Source organism: Humisphaera borealis, from assembly GCF_015169395.1.
GTDB classification, from domain to species: Bacteria; Planctomycetota; Phycisphaerae; order Tepidisphaerales; family Tepidisphaeraceae; genus Humisphaera; species Humisphaera borealis.
Window position 1 is genome coordinate 6,116,020 of record NZ_CP063458.1, and the last position, 20,007, is coordinate 6,136,026.

The window sequence follows — 20,007 nt, forward strand, 5'->3', positions numbered from 1 at the left end:
ACAACAAATCACGACACCGAATGAATTTGGATCGGCCATACAGGGACGATCGCATCAATCTTGACTCTTCGGCGGCGGAATCATCCATCCGTTCATCCGGATCATAGGAAGAAGCAGTCAGAGGTCAAACACCCGGGCTCGCCTACCATACCTGTCCCGGTAGACTACGAGAGGTAATCGCCCCAACGTCGCGGTTCAATCGGACAGTGCCATGAAAGACCGGTCTTCCATCCGGACCCATCTCGCCGAACAAGTAGCCCGCGAGGTTGCCGATGCCTTTGAACGCTTCGCCTTGGCGCGCAAAGGCGAGACGATCACCGCACTGGCATTGTGCTCCGTAGATGACGCGGTGCCGCCTTATGGTATGGGCGGAACGCTCTCAAACATCGGTCCGATCACCGGCAAGCAGAGTACATGGCATGCCGACCCCGCCGACTGGTCTTGGGCTGACCCCGTCCGATGCTACGATTTCGAAGAGATCATTGGCGAAATTCTGGACGACAATAACAGGCCGTTTGAAGAACGCGCCGAGGACATCTTTGAAGGAATGGTCGGCGGGCTCAAGAGGTTCGATGGCAGCGGGAAATTCAGGGGGACATTGCCACGTGAACAGATGCTTTTGATGCTCTGGATCCACGACCCTTTGCCAATCAATTCAGCCAGGGTGATGAGGTGGGTGGCCCAGTTGAATCCGCCAGCCGTGTCGCAGTGGTTCAACGCAGTCTATCCGTACCGAAATTAGTCGGTCAGTTAGTCTCCCCAAGAACCGAAATGAACCAATCGGACCTCACGAACACTTCACCAGCGGTTGTCCAAAATCACACCCTGGAGGTCCTGCCATGCTCACACGTCTCCGTCGCGGCTTCACACTTGTCGAACTTCTGATCGTTGTGGTAGTCCTGGCGGGCGTCATCGCGTTGCTGCTGCCGGCGCTGAGTAAGGCTCGGAAGTCGGCGGTAGCGTCGAGAATGATGAGCGAGTACGACCAGCGGCAGGGGGCCGCTGCTCCATCACGGTCTCCAGCAGCGGCCGGGAGCGACCAATCACAGGCCGGCGAGGGACTGCGGCAACCGGCCGCTGCTAACATTTCCAGCTTCGAAGCCGACATTACGCTCACGCCACGCCTTTCGGTCGGGACCGCAGAGCCGGAATCGATCTACGAAGCGAAGTTCGCCGCGAAGCTTAAAGCCGTCGCACCGGCATCGGGCAACGGCAACGTCGGCAACGCGGGCAAAGACAGCGTATACGCCAGGATCGCACTGCCGCTTCCGCCGGAGATCATCTCGCTTGCCGACCTGAGCATCATCGTCGACGGCCAACCGAGCGACAGCGACGACATGGGGATGGGTCAGCAGGAGTTGATATGGATGGGAAAATTGTCGCAAACAATCCCTTCAACGATCGACATCACCTACGCCGCCGTCGGCCGCGGGCTTTACGCGTTGCAGACGCCACCGGGAAAGATCGTCGATCAGTTTAAAATCACCCTGACCGCCGCCGGGTCAGACGTGCGCATGCTCGATCTGTCGATGCAGCCCACCGAGCTCAAGCGGGAAAGCGGTCAGACGATCTACACCTGGAACTACAAGAAACTGATGTTCGGCCGGCCGATCGCACTCGACGTCTTGGGCATCGCGCCGATCGACCGTCTGGGGGAACTGACCTGGCTCGGGCCCTTGAGCCTGATCGCGTTCGGCCTGGTCATCGGTCTGGTGGCTTATTCGGCGGGCGCGGTGACGTTCGACCGCTGGGTGCTGCTACTGGTCCTCGGCACCTTCGCCGGCGCCTATCCGCTGATGTACTTCGCGCAGGAGTTCATCAGCCTGCCGGCGGCGATCGCGACGGCGGGGGGCATCGTCGTCCTTATCATCGGCTTGCGGGCGATCACGATCATGGGCTTCAAGCTCGGCTTCGCCGGCGTGATGGTCCCGGCCGCCCTGATTATGACCGTCACAATCGCCGCGGCGTTGCGGCCGTCGTTGCAGGGAATCCTGCTCACAGGCAGCGCGTTGGCGCTATTCGTGCTGGGCATGATGCTCGCCCCGAAACTGAAGTGGCCCGTCACGCAGCCGCCGCTCCCCGTGCAGGCAGCATGATCCACCTCTTTTTATTCTCCGTTCTTCATTCTTGGTTCTTCATACTTCATTCCGTTCGGAAGCAGACGAAGAGTGAAGAACCAAGAATGAAGAACGGAGAATGGTGCGTAGGTCACAACCTCACACCCGCGGCGCTTCCCGCATCGGCATCGGCCAGGCCGTCCGGGGCGGCGGGGCGCCTTCGGCGAGCCGGCGGTTCAGGAACGTCAGCACCGCCTGCGCCTCGGCGATATCTTCGGCGCTGACCAATCCCAGGTACATCTCGCCTTCAAACACCGCGACGACCCGTGTCTGCCGCTCTTCCATCACTTTAGTGACCTCGTCCAGCGTCATCGTCGCCTGCACGCGGACGACCGCCTGCTCCTCGCGCATCGCCTCGGTGACGTAGACGTCGTACAGGCTGGGCGTTTCGGCGAGCCACTTCAGGACGTCTTCTCGCGTGATCACCCCGGCCAGCCGGCCGCGGTTCAGGACGGCAAAGTCGGGCTGATAGCTGGTCATGATGTGCTCGATGACATGGCTCATCCGGTGTTCCAGCGTCAGCGTGATCGCCGTCTTGTTGTAGGCATCTCCCACTCGACGGGTCGCTAGCACGGTGCCGGTCTGGGCGGCGGCGGATTCGGCGCCCGCGCCCATGAAGATGAAGAACGCGATGACCGCGAGCATCCATTGCCCGGTGGATAGGCCCACGAGCGCCAGCACGATCGCCGCCGCCTGACCGACGGTCGCGGCGATGCGGGTGGCCTTAGCGTGCGGCATGCGCATCGCCAGGATCGACCGGAACACCCGGCCGCCATCGAGCGGGAACGCGGGAATCATGTTGAACGCGATCAGCATGACGTTCGCACCGATCACGAATCCCAGCATCGCGAACGCCGCGGCGCGCAGGCTCGAGGCGTCGATCCGAATTCCGCGAGTGCTTTCAAGAATCTGACCGACCGCCGCCGACGTCTCAAAGCCGCCGAGCACAAACCAGACCGGAACCAGTACGGCCAGGATGGCGACGTTCACCAGCGGCCCGGCGATCGCGATCAGCAGTTCCTGCCGCGGCTTCTCGGGCATCCTGCCCATCACCGCAACGCCGCCGATCGGCAGCAGAACGATCTCCCGCACCGGGATGCCGAATCGCTGGGCCACCAGCGCATGACCGAACTCGTGCAGCGTCACGCACAGGAACAGCAGCGCCACCAGCGTGACTGTAAACAGGATGCCCATCGCACCATGGCTGGCACCCTGCATGCCGACGAGCAGGACGATAAAGAAGAACGACCAGTGCACCCGCAGGTCGATGCCGAAGAAACGTGCGATTCGAAACGCGCCACTCATTCAAGCTCCCATCACGGGCCGGTCGCTCACGGATCTCAACAGATCGGTCGTGAACGCCTCGGCGTACGCGGCATTGTAGGGTCGGGAGCGACCGACGTCCGCGACGCGGGCCGGGATTGAGCGGTGAAATCGCGGGTCGCGTTTATAGTCGCCTGATGCGCGATAGCGTGCCTAAAACCTCGGGCCGCGTCGCCATCGACGCGACTGAAACGTTCGCTTTGCGATTCAATCACCGGAGGAAACTGCCGTGAACTGCCCCCAATGCCAAACTTCTCTGGTCATGTCCGAACGCCAGGGTGTCGAGATCGACTACTGCCCACAATGCCGAGGCGTCTGGCTCGACCGCGGAGAACTGGACAAGATCATCGAGCGCTCATCGATGTCGGACGATGACGACGACCGTGAGATCCGTCAGCACCGCGTAAGCCCCTACGACGGCGACCGAAAAGGCGCGGACTATGAACGGTACCCCCGGAAGAAGAAGTCGTTCTGGAGCGAACTGTTCGATTGAAGACGGCCGGGCGGGTAGCCTTTTTGCCAATGCGGTGGGTTCGGCGTCCTCAATCTTTGCGCTGGATTCCACAGGTGTACTTTCCGAGCCGATACGCGTAGAACGCACCGGTACTACGTGACGGGCCGAGCCGGCCCGTTGGGTTTGGCCCTCGAAAGACACCTCCGCGCATGCTCTATCTCTGGATCGGATTCATCGCCGCCGTCCTCGTCCTGGTGGCGCTCGACCTGTTCGTGTTCCACCGCAAAGACGAGGTGATGAGCATCCGGTCGGCTCTCAAATGGTCGGCGTTCTGGATCGCGCTGGCGCTGGTGTTCAACGTCGCGATCTACTTCATGTACGCCGGCCACTGGCTCGGGCTGGGGCAGATCAAAACCACGCTGCACCCCAACGGCCTGAACGGGTTTGAGGCGGCGGCGTTGTTTTTCACCGGCTACGTCGTCGAGCAATCCCTCAGCGTCGATAACCTGTTCGTGATGGCCGTCATCTTCGGCTACTTCGCGATTCCGCCGAAGTACCAGCACAGGGTGCTCTTCTGGGGCATCATCGGCGTGCTGCTGATGCGCGGCGCGATGATCGGTATCGGCGCGGCACTGATCTCGAAGTTCTCCTGGATCCTGTACGTATTCGGCGTGTTCCTGCTGTATACGGCGTACAAGATGCTGTTCGGCGGGGGTGAATCCGATCCACAGAACAGCGCGATCCTGCGCTTCGCCCGCCGCTTCTTCCCTGTCACGCACGAGTTTCATGGTCATCGCTTTGCGGTGCGCGAATCGGAATTGGGCGCGGCCGAGGACATCGACGAGCCCGAGGATGCCAAGACGCCACCCGCTGCTGCCGGACCGTCCGACGCCGCACCCACCACCGCGGTGCACCATCACGCCAAGCCAGGCTCCAACCGATGGGTGCTGACACCTTTGGCACTTGCGCTCGTGGTGATCGAGACGACCGACCTCATCTTCGCCGTCGATTCGATTCCCGCCATCTTTGGTATCACCGACGACCCGTTCCTGGTTTTTACCAGTAACGTGTTTGCAGTCCTGGGGTTACGGAGCCTATTCTTTGCATTGGCCGGCATCCTGGAGAAGTTCGAGTATCTCAAGGTCTCGCTTGCGGCCGTGCTGGCACTGGTGGGCGTCAAAATGCTTGCCAACAAGTGGCTGCACGACATTCCGGGGATCAACTTCTACATGCTGGGGCTGGTCGCGGTCTTCCTGACGGCAGGAATCGTCGCATCCATCAGGAGCGACAGGCGAAAACAGGCCAACGCATCGAAGAATCCGGATATGTCATCCCATCCTGCGCCGGCTTCGCCGGTGAAAACCGACCCTCCGACCTGAGATGTTTCCCGCCTTGAAACACCGCTCGTTTTTGTAACGCCGGTGGAACCGATACTTCGCTAGTGTTCCGGCACGTGCTCGTGCACGAACTTTACAACCTGTCATCCCCTGGTGGGGAGTAGCTACCCCTGTCGGGGTGGGATCGTCGTCAACACGGTGTCGTCATTGACGCCCGGCGATCCCAATCGAAGCCTGTGACGGCATAAGCGTCGCGCCTTCGTTCGGCAAGACCACCCATTCGGCCAGCGTTGCTGGCCGGGGGTGGTTTTTTTGTCGAACGATCCCGCCGCCCCGGCGGGACGTCGCGGATTGGCTGCCGTCATGCTCTGGATCTGGGTCGGTTTCGTCGCGTTCGTTCTCGTCCTCCTGGCGCTCGACCTGGGCGTCTTCCATCGCAAGGCTCATGTCGTTTCCGTAAAGGAGGCCCTGGGCTGGTCCGCCGTCTGGATCACCCTCGGGCTGGCTTTTTCAGGATTCGTTTACGTCGCGTACGAAAACCACTGGATGGGGCTGGGTACGGGCAGCGGCGGGGCGATCGTGGACCAGATGGCCGTCAGTGCGTCCAACCCTCTGGGCCAACTCGACGGCGCGACCGCCACCATCAAATACCTGACCGGCTACGTCATCGAAAAGAGCCTGTCGGTCGACAACATCTTTGTCATCGTGATGATTTTCTCGTTCCTGGCGGTGCCGCAGATGTATCAGCATCGCGTGCTGTTCTGGGGCATCATCGGCGCGCTCGTAATGCGCGGCCTCATGATCGGCGTGGGCGCGGCCCTGGTGAAGGAGTTCAGCTGGATCTTGTACCTGTTCGCGGCGTTCCTCATCATTACCGCGATCAAGATGTTGTTTCTCAAGTCGGGTGATCCGGATCCGAGCAAGAACGTGCTGGTCCGGCTGACGCGCCGAATCTGGCCCGTCACTGATAAGTTTCATGGCCAGCACTTCTTCGTCAAAGCCGGCTCGAACGCGAGCCACGAAACCGCCACCCCCGGATCGATGGTGGAAAGTGACCCCTCCGTCGAACGGATGGAAAAGGAACGTCCTGGCGTCTGGATGGCGACGCCGCTGTTTCTGGGCCTACTGATGGTCGAATTCACCGATCTGATTTTCGCGGTCGACTCGATCCCCGCGATCTTTGCGATCACGACCGACCCGTTCCTGGTCTTTACGAGCAATGTATTCGCGATCCTGGGGCTTCGCAGTCTCTATTTCGCTCTGGCCGGACTGGTCGACAAGTTCCGCTACCTGAAGGTCGCACTCGCGTTCGTGCTGCTGGTGGTCGGCGTGAAGATGCTCACCCACACCTGGCTGAAGGAAATGCTCGGCGAGCACTTCAACTTCTACCTGTTGGGTGTCGTGCTGGGCATTCTGGCGCTGGGGGTGATCGCTTCGATCGTCGCGAATCGCCGTGACGCGCGGAAAGAAGGGGATGCGGGCAAGTCTGAGGGCGCAACGCTCGCGAAGCCCGCACCGCTCAGCAACCCGACGCCCTGATGACGAATTGCATAGAACGGCGATCGGACCGGCGACGCTGATCACGCACTCTCGGGCGTGTGATTGACGTCGGCCGGTCCGATCCCGTTTCAATTCAATGAGTACGCCGATTCCACCATAGTGAAATTCGTCACGATCTCGGATAGCATCCCCCGCGCTATGCCCAAGATCACCGTGGACGGCACTACCATCGACGCCAAGCCGGGCGTGATGATTCTTCAGGCCTGCAATGATGCGGGCGTGGAAATCCCCCAATATTGTTATCACCCGGGGCTGTCGATTGTCGCCTCGTGTCGGATTTGCCTGGTGGAGGTGGAGGGCATTCCCAAGCTCGTTCCAGCCTGCCAGACACCGGTGCGGGACGGCATGGTGGTCTTCGCCAAGAGCTCTAAATCCATCGCCAACCAGAAGCAGGTCATGGAGTACCTGCTGATCAACCACCCGCTGGACTGCCCGGTGTGCGATCAGGCCGGCGAATGCCTGCTGCAGGACTACAGCTACGAATACGGCCGCAGCCAGAGCCGTTTTGAGGAAGACAAGCAGAAGAACCCCAAGAAAGATGTCGGCGATAACATCTTCCTGTACGCCGACCGGTGCATTATGTGCACCCGCTGCGTTCGGTTCACCCGCGAAGTCAGCGGCACAAGCGAGCTGTTCGTCGAGGGCCGCGGCCACAAGGAAGAGATCGCGATCTTCCCGGGTAAGCCGGTCAACAACAAGCTATCGGGGAACGTCGTCGATCTGTGCCCGGTCGGTGCGCTTCTCGATAAAGACTTCCTGTTCAAACAGCGTGTCTGGCTGCTGAAGGAGACGCCGAGCATCAGCCCGGTGGATGCCGGCGGCGAGAACATCTTCCTGCATCACAACGAAGGGGTCGTCTACCGGATCAAGCCTCGCTACAACGCCGAGGTTAACACCTGGTGGATCAGCGACGACACCCGCTACAGCTACAAGGTGCTGGCCGATGCCAAGCGGCTGAAGGCCGCCCGCAAGCTGGAATACGGCACCCCCGCTGAAATCGGTTACGGCAAGGCGATCGAAGAAGCCGCCGAGGGACTCAAGAGCGTCGTCTCCGCCGACGGCGAAGGCAGCCTGTACGCACTGCTGTCCCCGATGATGGCGTGCGAAGAGGCGTACCTGCTGGGCAAGTACATCCGCTCGATCGACCCGCAGGCGGTCCTGGTCCTCGGCCCGGTGCCGACGGCAGCTTCGGACGACGTCTTCAAACACTACAACACCGGCAAAGAAACCTTCCGCATCAAGGCTGAGAAGGTCCCTAATGCCAACGGCATCCGCCGGGTGATCGACCTCCTTGGCGGGCCGAAAGCGTCCTTCGACGAACTGGGCAATTACGGCCATCTTCGCGGCGGCTGGATCGTCGGCGGGTACCTGAGCAACTGGCTTCCCGGCGATTTGCCCTCGGTGCTCAACGGCGGTTTCCGCGTCATCCAGGACATCCTGCCCAACGCAATCACTGATCGTGCCGATGTGGTTCTGCCGTCGGCAGGCTGGGCCGAGAAGGCCGGCTGCTGGGAAAACTACGCCGGCAAGATCCAGGCCTTCGCCGCCGCCGTTCAACCGCCTGAAGGTGCCCGGCGTGAAGGCGACGTGTACTTTAAGCTTCTGGGCCGCAGCGGTTTCTACGACGCCGACGCCGTCCGCGCCGAGATGGGCGGGGCGTTCGCAGACGTCAAGCTGCCGACTGAGAAGGAAGAAGTGCCGGCATTCGAGTTCGCCGAGCTTTAACTGGCGCACGTAGGGTCCGCCTTGGCGGACGCCCGGCATGGGATCGCACAGCTTTTGCAACACGGAAGTCCGCCAAAGCGGACCCTACAGATGACAGAAATCCTTGACTCCATCCTGAAGGACCCCCTCCACTTCATCTACACCCACGTTCCACCGTGGGTGTACATCGCCGCGATCTCGCACTTTGCGATCCTCGGCGTGGTGGCGTACCTGATCCTGCTGGAACGCAAGACCGCGTCGTGGGTTCAGGACCGCATCGGCCCCAACCGCGTCGGCCTCGACTTCGGCATTCTCCCGTTCAAGTTTCTCAAGAACGTCAACGGCTTCGGCCAGCCCCTGGCCGACGGCGTAAAGTTCATCGTTAAGGAAGACTATAAGCCCAAGGGCGTCGACACCGTTCTGTTCACGATCGCCCCGGCGTTCATGGTGATCGTCATCATCATCTCGATCGCCGTCATCCCCTGGGGCGGGACGTATCAGAACACCAAAGACGTGGATGTAACGGGGACGAAGCAGACCTCGGGCATCGCAGCGATCGACGACAATCTGCCGCCGAGTACGACGGTCGTCAGTGCCTCCGGCAAGACCGACCTTGCCAAGCAGTCCACGCACTCCGTCTTCGAGATTTCCGGCCCCAAAGGCACCACCGATTACAAGGCCGCCGGCACCAAGGTGCTGGCGACCTACGAGATTCGCAACGCCGCCGGCCAGGTGCACCGGTATACCCGCGCGATCGATATCAGCGGCTACACCGAACCGTCCGAAGCGGCCGCCGTTCAAGCACGCCTGCCGGCCGATGCGGTTCTGTTGAAAACCGATGAGAAGGTGTCGATCGACGTCCCCATCGAACTGGTGAAGAACGCAGACGGCACGTTCTCGGAAGTCGTCCGTAGCGTCGCCTATCGCTGGGAATTCGCCCCCGGACGGCTTGATATCGGCATCCTTTACGTCCTGGCCGTCCTGTCGCTCGCCGTCTACGGCGTGGTCGTCGGCGGCTGGGCCTCGAACAACAAGTACTCGTTCCTCGGCGGCCTCCGCGCGACCGCCAATATGATCTCGTACGAAATCCCGCTGGGCCTGGCGATCCTGTGCGTCGTGCTGATGTTCGGCACGCTCGACATCGCCAAGCTCGTTGACGGGCAGGCCGGTTATTGGATCGGCGTGATCCCCGCCTGGAACTGCTTCAGCCAGCCGTTGCCGTTTATCCTGTTTGTGATCTGCATTCACGCCGAAGCCAACCGCGCCCCGTTCGACACCGCCGAAGCCGAGCAGGAACTGGTCGGCGGGTATCACACCGAATACTCGGCGATGCGGTTCGCCCTGTTCTTCCTCGCCGAATACGCGGGCATGGTCACCACGTCGGCGATCTGCGTTGCGTTGTTCCTGGGCGGCTGGCACCTGCCGTACCTGGACTACCTTTGGCCCGCCATCGGCGGCAACGTCGCCGGCGCGCCGGCGTCGGTTACGGACAGCCTGATTGCCTGCCTCGTCCGCACGGGCGTCTTCTTCGGGAAGACCGTCGCCATCATCTTCCTGTTCATGTGGGTTCGCTGGAGCCTGCCCCGGTTCCGGTTCGACCAGATCATGATCCTGGCCTGGCGTGCCCTGATTCCGATCTCTCTGGCGCTGCTGATGGCAACCGCCGTCACGATTTACCTGACCGCCGGTCCGACGGCGGCGGGCGAACCGACCTTCGTGAAGCCGATCGCCGGTACGCTGGCTTTGGCGTTGCTCGCGATGAATGTGATCGTGCTGATCGCGACGATGTTCATCAGCAAGCTGTTGCCGCAACCGTCACCGACCAACCGCAAGATGCCGCTACCCAACAGCCGTTTCCGAAAGACGCCGTTGCCAGGCAAACCCGTTGAGCGGATCCCGGTGGCTGCTGCGACGTGATTATGCGCGTTCGGCGCGGATCGACGGATTGACGCTCACCGGCTGCCGAAGAGAACCCACCCCTTCGGGGATGGCGCTAAACGTGGAAGGTCCTTCGCGTGATGCGCGGAGATTGAATCATGAAAGAATCCGACGTCATCGTCCTGCAAGAACCCAAGCTGTCTCTCTCGGACCAGTTCTATCTCCCCCAGGTTCTGATCGGCCTGGGGACGACGATGAAGCACATGTTCAACGTCGTCGCGCGAGACAAGCATCTGGTCGTCTCGTATCCCGAGGAACGCCGCGAGGATAAGCCCGTCGAAGAGGGCGGCATGTTCCAGCAGACATATCGCGGGGTTCACCGCCTGAACAAGGACGAAGACGGCCGAGTGAAGTGCGTCGCGTGCTTCATGTGCTCGACCGCGTGCCCGGCCCGGTGCATTCATATCGAAGCCGACGAGTCCCCCTGGGCCGATCGCGAAAAGTACCCGGCGAAGTTCGATATCGACGAGTTGCGCTGCATCTACTGCGGCATGTGTGAAGAAGCCTGCCCGGTTGATGCGATCGAATTGACGAGCCTGTACGACATCGTCGGCCTGACTCGCCAGGAAATGATCTTCGACAAGGCGAAGCTGCTGAGGGTGTACGACGAGACGGTCAAGGCTGAGCCGATGTGATCGGATCTGGCTTTGTGAGCCACGAAGAATTGCGACGAAAACACAAGAGACACCACGCCGGATGTGGCGCGGTGTCTCTTGTTTTAGTCGGTACCCATGCCGAAATCTGAAGAAAACGGGGACCGTGGAGGATAAGCATTTTTGCCTGTCACTCGGGACCAGAACCGGTGTTCGAATTACGGGGATCACGGCTTATTCGCGCAGGGAGTGCGGATCTGAAATCGTCGTCCTGGTGAATTCGAATACTGGTTCTGGTTCCGAGTGATAAGCAAGACTGCCGATCCTCCACGATGCCTGGAATTCCTCGCGTTGCGGCAGGGGGTCCCTAATGCAGCGAGAGAAACACAAGCACGCCGACCAGCGCCACCAGCAAACCGATCGCCAGCGAGATCAGCCCCCAGGGCAGCGTGCTCTTGCCAGCGTTCGACAGTTCCGTCTGGGCGTAGACCACTGGCGCATCGTCGCCGGCGTGCGAGGCGACTTCCAGCAGGGCGTTGGGATCGAGATTGCGATCCGCGAAGCAGGTCCTGCAGATGATGTCGTCACCATCCTGATAGACCTGGTCTGACGGGTACAGGCTGCGGCAGGTATTGCAGACGTAACCGGGCTCTTCGCCACGAGCGGCGAGTTTGTCGGCCCAGCAGTCGTGGCAGTAGTACTCGTTGTCGTCGCGAACGCGTTTGGCGTGGGTGATGTCATGGCCGCAGACGGCACAAAGTTTGCGCACGGCGGGCAGCACCAGCTCGCCGCAACGCGGGCATCGCGACTCGCGGCGTCCTTCCGGCATGACACCGCGGCAGAGGGGACACTTGGCCAACACCGGCATGAGGAACCATCCTGGGCACAGCTGAACAAACGACGCCTCATGATACGCCGTGTCCGGGGCTGGCAGGGGGGTCGCAACGCAAGCAGGGGCGCGGGTGGTCCGCGCCCCTGCGGGCGTCCGCCGCACCCACTGTCCGAGCGGAACGCCCTGGTTGCGAAATTGCCGCAAACCGAGTGTGGTCGGCTCGCGACGTGTCGGCCGGTCGGAGGTGGCCGGCCGCTCCAACTGTGACTTACGAATACCTTCGGGGATGAAGATTCCGGCCGGTGCCGTGGTGCGATAACCATCGAAGGGGATGAATTTGGGAAGGCGTTCCGGCCCGCCATGGCTAAGGCGGCCGCGCCTTCCGGGTGCAAGATTTCAAGGTTCAGCGACCTCAAGTTGCAAACCTCAGCCTTCAAATTTCGAATCTAAGATTCGGTGACGCGCCGGCCGAGTTCAAAGTTCCGCTGTTTTCGACGGAAAGCCTGAAGCCTCCGTCATCGGACGTCGCGTCTGGGAATCAGATACGCGATGAGCCTTGCCGGCAGAGCGGCGAAAGCCAGCGCATTTCGGGTGCGAAAGTTCGCGATCATCGGCTTGTCGGGGCGGGTGCTCGTGAAGGCTTGTGAAATTAGTCACAACCTTTCTTGCAAGAACACACCCCCCGTCTTAGACTCCGCCGCCATTCCCGAGGGCCTTGTCTGACTGCCATTGGGAAGCGTGACTGTCGCCAGCTTTCAGACGCTCATCCGGTTGTTTTCCCGGACGATGTGCTGAAGGTTGCATGAACCAGAAGATGACTGCCGGCGCGAACGGCGGAGTGCCAACTCCACCGGATCGACCGTCCGGAACTCACGGCAGCGGACCCGGCGTCCGCATGTAAACATGCTCGCTGTCTCGTCCCTTGCCGCTTCCTTCTCCCTGCCAGCCCTGGCCCATTCGGCGCTGGCCGAAGCCTCAACGGCAGCGCCGCTTCTGCCGCCATTGCTGATCCTGCTGCTGTGCGTCGTGGCGGGAATCGCGACTTCGATGCTGTTGCCATCGAAGCGAACCGCCAACGTCCGCCGTATCGGCGGGGCGGTCCTGGTGCTGGCAGGACTGGCGTTTGCCGCCATGCTGTTCCACGCGACCTTCGGAGCGGGAACCGAGGCGGCGACCATCTACTTCTGGCCGTTCGCGGTCATCGCCTTGGTATCCGGCGTTCGCGTCGTCACCCACCCCCGGCCGGTTTACTCGGCCCTTTACTTCGTTCTGACAACATTCGCGTCGGCCGGTCTGTTCGTGCTGCTGTGGGCCGAGTTCATGGCCGCCGCCCTGATCCTGATTTACGCCGGTGCGATTCTGGTCACGTACGTGTTCGTCATCATGCTGGCTCAGCAGGCAACATCGCCTGACCAGTCGGCGACGACCGAGAACGAGTACGACACGATCGCCCGCGAGCCCATCGTCGCGGCGACGGTCGGTTTCGCCATGATGGCGATGCTGCTGTTCGTCATTACCGATCGGTCCTCGGCGATTGCCAAGGTCGGCGAAGCCGCGATCGGACCGAATGGTAATCTGGTTGCCGAATTGGTCACCAAGGGCGAGTCGACCAAGGGCATCGGCCGACATCTGTTCGAATATCACCTCGTGAACCTTGAACTGGCAGGTCTGATCCTGACACTGGCGACCATCGGCGCGATCGTCATCACCCGTCGCAAGGTCGTGACGGCCGATTCGCCCAAGGTCGCCGCCGTGATGTCTACCCCGTATACGCCGATCGACGACAATCCGCACAGCATTCCGGTCTACGGGACGGACAACCCGAATCAGAAGGCGTACCCGGAAACGTGATAAGGAAAGGATGAAGGATGAAGGCCGAAGGATGAATGAGTTGACGTTGGCTCGATTTCATCCTTCAAAATTCCGCCTTCCTCCTTGGATTCAATGACCCAGCTCGCCCTCCAACAATACCTGATCGTCGGCGCGATCATGTTCGCCCTCGGGCTCATCGGGTTTATGACCCGTCGGAACCTGATCGTCATGTTCCTGAGCACGGAACTGATGTTCCAAGGGGTGACCGTCAACCTGATCGCGTTCGGCCATTACCACAACAATCTGTACGGGCAGGCCTTCACGATCTTTGTCCTAGTGGTCGCCGCCGCCGAAGCGAGTTTGGCGCTGGGCTTGGTCGTGCTGCTGTTCAGGACCAAGAACACGCTGGATGCCGACGCGTGGCGAGAATTGAAAGGGTGAAGACAAGTAGGCAGTACGCAGTAGGCAGTGGGCAGAGAAATCAGCCAGCTGCCAATCGCGAAGACTGCCACTCTTCACTGCGTACTGATTACTGCCTACTGCCTACTTTTTATGGATTTCGCCCTCCAATATCCTTACCTGATCCCCTTGCTCCCGCTGATCGGGGCGATCATCGCCGGGTTCTTCGGGGCCAGGTTCCTCAAGGGTCAGTCACACTGGCCGATCTGGCTGGGCGTCGGTGCGGCGGCGGTGCTGTCACTCACCTTGCTCGTCCATGCCCTTGGCCTTCACGAAGAACCCCTCAAGTTCTCCTACACCTGGTTCCAGTGGATCAAGCTCGGCGGTTCCGCCGACGGTGCCCTCGGCCAGCCGGGTAAGTCGTTCCTGGTCAACTTCGGCTACTACTTCGATCCGCTCACGAGCGTCATGCTCGCGGTGGTCTGCGGGATCGGTTTCTTCATTACCGTTTTCGCCGCCGGCTACATGAAGGGCGAAGGCGGTTACTACCGGTTCTTTGCCTACCTCGGGCTGTTCATCTTCATGATGACCAACCTGGTCATGGGCGAGAACCTGATCATGCTCTACCTGGGGTGGGAAGGCGTCGGCCTCTGCTCCTACCTGCTGATCGGCTACTATTACGACAAGCCCGCCGCCCGCGAGGCCGCCAAGAAGGCGTTCCTTGTCAACCGCATCGGCGACTTCGGTTTCGCGCTGGGCATCATGCTTTGCTTCTCGGCATTCGGCACGGTCAGCTACTTCGGCGATCCGGCCGTGGCCGGTGACGGCCTGCTGGAGATGGCCGCCGCGGGCAACCTGACTGAGTACCAGACCTGTGCGCTGACCTTCATTCCGTTCCTGTTGATGGTAGGTGCGTTCGGCAAGAGCGCCCAGTTCCCGCTGTACGTCTGGCTCCCCGACGCCATGGAAGGCCCGACCCCCGTGTCGGCGCTGATCCACGCCGCCACGATGGTGACCGCCGGGATCTACATGATCGCCCGTTGCGGTTCGCTGTTCGTTGGCAACGAGGCAGCGATGATTACCGTTGCGGCCGTCGGCGCTTTCACCGCGATCTTCGCCGGGTTCATCGCCCTGCGGCAGTTCGACCTGAAGAAGGTATTCGCCTACTCGACGGTCAGTCAGCTCGGCTTCATGTTCGTCGGTGTCGGTGTGCTGGCACCCGTTGCCGCCGTCTTCCACCTGGTTACCCACGCGTTCTTCAAGGCACTGCTGTTCCTGTCATCCGGCGTGGTGATGCACGCGATGAACGGCATCCTCGACCTGCGGCAGATGTCCGGTCTGAAGGAAGTGCTGCCGAAGACCCGCTGGCTTATGCTTATCGGTTGCCTGGCGCTGGCGGGCATGGTGCCGTTCAGCGGGTTCTTCTCGAAGGACGAAATCATCCACGCCGCCGAGCATGGTGCGCTTCATGGCCACATCGGCCGGCTGATCCTCACCGTCGTGTTGCTGGCGACGGCGTTCATGACCGCCTACTACACGTTCCGCCTCTACTTCCGCGTCTTCGAAGGCCCGCTGAAGGTTCCTGAAGCCCCGGCGGATGCCCACGGGCACGGCGGACATGGACACGACGATCACGGGCATGGCGGTCACGACAGCCATGGTCATGGTGACCACGGCCATCACAACCACGAGCCGATGATCATGATCGCGCCGTTGGCTGTTCTCGCCGTCGGCGCGCTCCTCGCCGGCTTTCTCAACTGGCCTGTGCACGGACTAGGCCATTTCCTTGGGGAGAGCGAATCGTTCAAGCTCGCCTACAAGGTCGCCAGTGCCCGCTTTGCCGAACTCGACCCGGTTCCGATGGGCCAGCCAAGCTCCGAGGCCCATGGCCTGGTGAATGCCGTGATGGTGATCAGCTTTGTGATCGCCGCCCTGGGTATCTTCACAGCTTACGTCTTCCACCTGAAGGACCGGGCACTGGCCGACCGCAAGGCCGCCGGCATGCCCGCCGTCACCAGCCTGCTCGACGGCAAGTTCTGGGTGGATGAGATCTTTATCGCCGGTATCGTGGAGCCCCTGCGGATGTTCGGCAAGGTGCTCTGGAACATCGACAAGTACCTCGTGGACGGCATCGTCGCCGCCGTCGGATGGACCCCGCAGCTCGGCGGCTGGGTGCTGAAGCTCGGTGTGCAGCGGGGAAGCCTGCAGGGTTACGCCGCCGCGATGCTGTTCGGTGTGGTTGTGATTCTGGTGCTGGTGTTCATGTGAGAAGTCAGGAGTTCAACCTGGGAGCCGGAAGGAAATCCTTTCGCTCTCTTCTAACTCCTCGCTCCTAGCTTCTAACTCCTTGGATTTCATGCTCCTCGTTCTCCTCATCATCCTCCCGCTGATCGGCGCGATCGCCTGTGCGTACTCACCCAAGCCCCTGGCCAAGGCCGTTGCGTTGGGATTCAGCGTTGCCACGCTTGTGTTCGGCATCTACGTCGCGCTGGAGTTCTATGCCGGCAAGACGCTCACTTTCGAAGGCCCGGCCGCCGCTTCGCTCGGCTTTACCTTCAAGCTGGGTGTTAACGCAATCAGCCTTTGGCTGATGGTCCTGACGGTGGGAATCACGCCGCTGGCGATCGCCGCCAGCTTTGACTCGATCAAGGATCGTGAGAAAGAGTATTACGCCTGGATGCTCGCCCTCCTGGTGGCGATGAACGGTGTATTCCTCGCGAAGGACGCGCTGCTGTTCTACGTCTTCTTCGAACTCACGCTGGTGCCGATGTTCTTCATCATCGGCATCTGGGGCGGCCCCGATCGCCGCTATGCCGCCAACAAGTTCTTCCTGTTCACGTTTGCCGGCGGCGTGCTGACCCTCGCCACGGTCGTTTTCGTCGGCATCAAGTACGGCACGTTCGACCTCGATCTGCTCATCAAGTACGCCCAGCAGGGCGGGACCGTCGCGGGTCACTTTGTCCCCAAACTCACCGATACAGAAAAGTTCTGGGTGTTCCTCGGCTTCCTCGCCGGTTTCGCCGTCAAGGTGCCGCTGTTCCCAGTTCACACCTGGCTGCCGCTGGCACACACCGAAGCCCCGACGGCCGGCTCGGTCATCCTGGCCGGCGTGCTGCTCAAGCTCGGCACTTACGGCATTCTCGCCGTCGCGATCCCGATCGGCCTGATCAACGCCGACGGAACCAGCCCGTTCAAGACCACCATCCACGTGCTCGGTGTGCTGTGCGTCATCGGCGTCATCTACGGTGCTTTGGTCGCGTGGGTGCAGCAGGACATCAAGAAGCTGGTCGCCTACTCGTCAGTTTCCCACTTGGGCTTCTGTGTGCTGGGCATGCTGGCGTTGAACGACATCGGCATGCAGGCGTCCGTCCTGTACATGATCAACCACGGTATCAGCACCGGCGCGATGTTCCTGTGCATCGGCATGATCTACGACCGCTACCACACCCGTGACATCAATGCACTGTCGGGATTGGCCAAGCGGATGCCCATCCTCGCTTTCTTCTTCGTCTTTTTCGTGATGTCGAGCATCGGCCTGCCGGGGCTCAATGGTTTTGTCAGCGAGTTCTTCACGATCCAGGGCGCGTTCTACAGCCCGTACCTTGGCCCCTGGTTTGGTGCGTTTGCCGCAACCGGCGTCGTGCTGGGCGCCGTGTACATGCTGCACATGACCGCCAAGGTCATCATGGGCCCGCTCAAGACCCCGCTTGACGTCGAAGCACAGGCCGGCGGTCATGGCGATGGTCATGGGCATGGCGGACATGGCCATGGCGACGCACACGGTTCACACCCCATCCCCGGCGACATTGGGATGCGTGAGATCGGTATTCTCATTCCGCTGGCGATCGCGGCGATCGTGCTTGGCGTGCGACCCGGTTTCGTCAGCGACAAGATGCTCGAACCCCTGGCACAGATCCGCGGCGGAAGCGCCACCGTCGTAAAGGTGGCCGATGTACCGGCCAAGCCAGAAGCAAAGCCGGTCGTGACGCTGAATGAGCGATGAACGATTGCAATTGACCTGGAGCTGAACGGATTGCTCCACGTTCTCTTCTTCGCGTTCTTCGTGCATTTGTGATGAAAACGAACTTTCAGTAAGCGTCGGCTGCAAAAGCGAGAAACGTAAAAGCGACACAATGGACCTCCTCAACGCACTGGCTCCCGAACTCGTCCTCATCGCCGTCGCGTGCGTGCTGTTCTTCCTCGGCACTTCGCACAAGCCGTCGATGCGCCGGCTGTCGGCGCTGATCGCATTCGCGACGCTCGTTGCCATATTCCTTTGGCAGGGCTTCTCGTTTTTCCATGGGACTGCGTCAACGCTGAGAGATCCGTTCAACGTCGTGCATGTCACGCCGATGTCGATCTTCGTGAAGACGCTCGTCTCCGGCGTCGGCGCGGTCCTTGTTCTGCTCGCCTGGCCTGGCAATCGCGACGCCACCGGTTCCGGCAGCCTGAACGTCGGTTCTGATGTTGGCGAGTACTTCGGCCTGGCGCTGCTCGCGTTTGCCGGCGTGTTCCTCGTCTCCTCCACCAACGACATCATCCTCCTGTTCCTGGCGATCGAACTGGCCGCCATCCCGACCTACATCATGGTCAGCATCTCGCGGCCGCTCCCGGTCGCGCAGGAAGCCGGCGTCAAGTACTTCTTCTTGGGCGCGATGGCCGCCGCTGTCATGCTCTTCGGCTTCAGCTACGTCTACGGCGGCACCGGCCACATTAGGCTCGACGCGATCTCCGACGTCATCAACCAGACCCGCAACGGCAACGCCTGGGCCGTGCCCCAGATCAACTCGTTTCTGCTGATGGGGCTCATCGTTCTGCTCGCCGGCTTCGCATTCAAAATCGCCGCAGTGCCGTTTCATGCCTACGTCGGCGACGTCTACCAGGGCGCGGCCACACCGCTGACGGCACTTCTTGCTTTTGTCCCGAAAATCAGTGGCTTCCTTGCGATCATCAAGATTCTCTCGGCCGTCGGCGGGGCCCACTATGTGCTGCCGCCGGTCGTCGGCACGGTGCTATGGGTGGTCGCCGTCCTGACGATGACGTTCGGCAACGTTCTGGGCCTGCTCCAGCTCAACATCAAACGTGTCTTCGCGTACAGCTCGATCGCTCACAGCGGTTACATGCTGGTCGCGGTGACGGCACTGGTGATGGCCGCTCCGCAGCTTGCCGCGACGGACCCGGCCGCGGCGACCAAAGTCCAGTTGTCGGCTCTGCAGGGTATTCTGTTCTACATCGCAGCATACGGCCTGATGAACGGCGGGGCGTTCGGCATCCTCATGCTGCTGCCGACGCGGGCGCACAAGCAGATGGGTGATAGCGAGTTCCCGCCCGTCGCCACCACCGCCGAAACCTTCGAAGACCTCGCCGGCCAGGGCCGCAAGCATCCGTTGCTGGGGCTTGGCATGGCGATCTGCTGCTTCTCGCTGATCGGCCTGCCGCTGACGGTCGGCTTCTTCGGCAAGTTCTACCTCATCGCTCCTGCCCTAAAGGCGAACCTCATCGGGCTCGTCGTGATAACGATGATCAATGCCGCGATCTCCGCGGCTTACTACCTGAAAATCGTCTCCACCATGTTCATCCGCCCGCTGCCGGCTGATGAAGCTTCCTCCGCCGATGCGTCTCCCCGTTCGCTCCCGCTGTCGCTGGGCGTGGGGTTGTCTGTGGCCGCGACGCTGGTGCTCGGTATCGCGTTGCCCTGGACCGACGCATTCACCGGGCGAATCGGCACAGCCGCGGGCATCGTTGCCGCACCGGTCGCCGCGCCCGTCGTTCAGACGCCGCCGGTCCTTCCGGCCGAAGCATCGCTGCGCTAGACCGTCGCCTACCAAGCACGTCCATACGCGAGCAAACTTCGAGGCGTATCTGGCATTGGGCGAGCCGTCCACGCTGGACACTGTGCCGAACCCCCGTGAATAGTCCCGGGTTGAGCGTCCAGAAC

The 20,007-nt window shown here is 61.3% G+C and carries 15 protein-coding genes; 13 read left to right on the forward strand and 2 right to left on the reverse strand.

The window, feature by feature from the left end:
* The first annotated feature begins 211 nt into the window (after positions 1 to 211).
* Both IPV69_RS22995 and IPV69_RS23000 read left to right on the forward strand, forming a co-directional pair.
* On the forward strand, positions 212 to 742 hold the full coding sequence (locus IPV69_RS22995; protein WP_206292070.1) for a DUF4303 domain-containing protein: 531 nt from the start codon (positions 212 to 214) through the stop codon (positions 740 to 742).
* Positions 743 to 839: 97 nt separating this feature from the next.
* Positions 840 to 2,096, forward strand: a complete 1,257-nt coding sequence (locus IPV69_RS23000; RefSeq protein WP_206292071.1) for a prepilin-type N-terminal cleavage/methylation domain-containing protein — start codon at positions 840 to 842, stop codon at positions 2,094 to 2,096.
* A gap of 120 nt (positions 2,097 to 2,216) precedes the next feature.
* Here IPV69_RS23000 and IPV69_RS23005 read toward each other — a convergent pair whose 3' ends face one another.
* Positions 2,217 to 3,422 carry a site-2 protease family protein gene (locus IPV69_RS23005; RefSeq protein WP_206292072.1) on the reverse strand — a complete coding sequence of 402 codons (1,206 nt, stop codon included), beginning with the start codon at positions 3,420 to 3,422 and terminating at the stop codon, positions 2,217 to 2,219.
* A gap of 247 nt (positions 3,423 to 3,669) precedes the next feature.
* On the opposite strand from IPV69_RS23005, the gene IPV69_RS23010 reads away from it, so the two are divergent.
* The 6 genes from IPV69_RS23010 (at position 3,670) to IPV69_RS23035 (ending at position 11,068) form a co-directional block, all read left to right on the forward strand.
* Complete coding sequence (locus IPV69_RS23010) at positions 3,670 to 3,933, forward strand: TFIIB-type zinc ribbon-containing protein (protein ID WP_261361979.1); 264 nt, start codon at positions 3,670 to 3,672, stop codon at positions 3,931 to 3,933.
* A gap of 170 nt (positions 3,934 to 4,103) precedes the next feature.
* On the forward strand, positions 4,104 to 5,273 hold the full coding sequence (locus IPV69_RS23015) for a TerC family protein (protein WP_206292074.1): 1,170 nt from the start codon (positions 4,104 to 4,106) through the stop codon (positions 5,271 to 5,273).
* Between the two features lie 321 nt (positions 5,274 to 5,594).
* Positions 5,595 to 6,770, forward strand: a complete 1,176-nt coding sequence (locus tag IPV69_RS23020; RefSeq protein WP_390884428.1) for a TerC family protein — start codon at positions 5,595 to 5,597, stop codon at positions 6,768 to 6,770.
* Between the two features lie 159 nt (positions 6,771 to 6,929).
* Positions 6,930 to 8,516 carry a 2Fe-2S iron-sulfur cluster-binding protein gene (locus IPV69_RS23025; protein ID WP_206292076.1) on the forward strand — a complete coding sequence of 529 codons (1,587 nt, stop codon included), beginning with the start codon at positions 6,930 to 6,932 and terminating at the stop codon, positions 8,514 to 8,516.
* A gap of 90 nt (positions 8,517 to 8,606) precedes the next feature.
* Entirely contained in the window at positions 8,607 to 10,412 is a 1,806-nt protein-coding gene (locus tag IPV69_RS23030; protein WP_206292077.1) for a complex I subunit 1/NuoH family protein, read from the forward strand.
* Positions 10,413 to 10,531: 119 nt separating this feature from the next.
* Positions 10,532 to 11,068 carry a NuoI/complex I 23 kDa subunit family protein gene (locus tag IPV69_RS23035; protein ID WP_206292078.1) on the forward strand — a complete coding sequence of 179 codons (537 nt, stop codon included), beginning with the start codon at positions 10,532 to 10,534 and terminating at the stop codon, positions 11,066 to 11,068.
* A 325-nt stretch (positions 11,069 to 11,393) separates the two neighbouring features.
* On the opposite strand, the gene IPV69_RS23040 is transcribed toward IPV69_RS23035, so the two are convergent.
* Positions 11,394 to 11,855, reverse strand: a complete 462-nt coding sequence (locus IPV69_RS23040; protein WP_206292079.1) for a hypothetical protein — start codon at positions 11,853 to 11,855, stop codon at positions 11,394 to 11,396.
* Between the two features lie 906 nt (positions 11,856 to 12,761).
* Here IPV69_RS23040 and IPV69_RS23045 point away from each other — a divergent pair.
* The 5 genes from IPV69_RS23045 to IPV69_RS23065 all read left to right on the forward strand — a co-directional run bounded on the left by IPV69_RS23045 (position 12,762) and on the right by IPV69_RS23065 (position 19,882).
* Positions 12,762 to 13,709 (forward strand): NADH-quinone oxidoreductase subunit J family protein, encoded by a 948-nt coding sequence (locus IPV69_RS23045; protein WP_206292080.1) that lies wholly within the window; start codon positions 12,762 to 12,764, stop codon positions 13,707 to 13,709.
* Positions 13,710 to 13,802: 93 nt separating this feature from the next.
* Positions 13,803 to 14,111, forward strand: a complete 309-nt coding sequence (nuoK, locus tag IPV69_RS23050; RefSeq protein ID WP_206292081.1) for an NADH-quinone oxidoreductase subunit NuoK — start codon at positions 13,803 to 13,805, stop codon at positions 14,109 to 14,111.
* Positions 14,112 to 14,222: 111 nt separating this feature from the next.
* On the forward strand, positions 14,223 to 16,337 hold the full coding sequence (gene nuoL / locus IPV69_RS23055; RefSeq protein WP_206292082.1) for an NADH-quinone oxidoreductase subunit L: 2,115 nt from the start codon (positions 14,223 to 14,225) through the stop codon (positions 16,335 to 16,337).
* 88 nt (positions 16,338 to 16,425) lie between these two features.
* Entirely contained in the window at positions 16,426 to 18,072 is a 1,647-nt protein-coding gene (locus IPV69_RS23060; protein ID WP_206292083.1) for a complex I subunit 4 family protein, read from the forward strand.
* 130 nt (positions 18,073 to 18,202) lie between these two features.
* The gene (locus IPV69_RS23065; RefSeq protein WP_206292084.1) at positions 18,203 to 19,882 is read left to right on the forward strand and encodes an NADH-quinone oxidoreductase subunit N; all 1,680 of its coding nucleotides are present in this window, start codon (positions 18,203 to 18,205) and stop codon (positions 19,880 to 19,882) included.
* Positions 19,883 to 20,007: the final 125 nt, after the last annotated feature.